The sequence below is a fragment of the Vibrio sp. 10N.261.51.A4 genome, from assembly GCF_041471945.1.
Taxonomy (GTDB): domain Bacteria; phylum Pseudomonadota; class Gammaproteobacteria; order Enterobacterales; family Vibrionaceae; genus Vibrio; species Vibrio crassostreae_C.
Map to the genome: position 1 here is coordinate 1 of NZ_JBFRPJ010000133.1, position 257 is coordinate 257.

At 51.4% G+C, this 257-nt stretch carries 1 protein-coding gene; it reads left to right on the plus strand.

The genetic code is table 11. The annotated features are described in order from the left end of the window. The coding region (locus tag AB4384_RS23050) for a transposase (RefSeq protein ID WP_372130166.1) at positions 1–257 on the plus strand (257 nt) is incomplete at both ends.

Below are 257 nucleotides of genomic sequence, written 5' to 3' on the forward strand. Positions count from 1 at the left end.
GCGGCCTTGAAGGAGAACCTGCTTCAACAAGTGGTGGTTCAGGCGGATGAAACGCCGCTCAATGTGCTCAAAGAAGAGAAGAAGTGTTATATGTGGCTCTACTGCTCAGGCGCTGACTCACCCGAAGCGGCACTGCCGAATGTGAAAAATATTGCCTTGTACGACTATCAAAACAGTCGCGCGAGGGCGTGTCCCGTGGACTTTTTAGGTGACTACAACGGTTATCTACAAACCGATGGCTACGCGGCTTATGATGG